We start from the raw sequence: 434 nt of genomic DNA, 5'->3' as shown, positions 1-434 counted from the left end.
CGCCGCCTATCGGTCCGCCAGACGCCGGGCCCGCGGCCTGGACGACTGACCTGACGGACTCGTCAGCAGCTAGGGACATGCCGCGGAGAGCCCGGCCTTGTGGTCAGTGAAGGCGCCCGTGCAGGGCGGATGGATCGGACCAGGAGGTTGTCATGTGCAGGGCTCAGGGCGAGGCGGGGTGTCCCCACGGACGTCGATGCCCCCCGAACGCAACGGCACGGGAGGCCGCGCTGAAGCGTCGACGGGAGAACCGGGCCATCGGACAGCAGATCGCCCGATGGGCCAAGGCCGAGGGCAAGGCTGACGAGCTGGCCGAGCTGAAGAAGCAGCGCAAGCCCATCAACGAGATCAAGGACTGGGCCGGCCAGGCCGGCGCTCCGGAAAGCGTCTTCGCCCGCGCCGCGGGCCCGGCCAAGAAGGGATGGGAGGCCGCC

The 434-nt window shown here is 71.0% G+C and carries 1 protein-coding gene; it reads left to right on the top strand.

What is annotated here, in order from left to right:
* Nucleotides 1–152: 152 nt before the first annotated feature.
* Nucleotides 153–434 (top strand): hypothetical protein (locus tag C6558_RS39230; protein WP_146161025.1); only part of this gene is annotated, 282 nt, incomplete at its 3' end.

The organism is Ensifer sp. NM-2 (assembly GCF_003024455.1).
Lineage (GTDB): Bacteria > Pseudomonadota > Alphaproteobacteria > Rhizobiales > Rhizobiaceae > Ensifer > Ensifer canadensis.
This window is presented reverse-complemented; position numbering and strand designations above follow the sequence as displayed.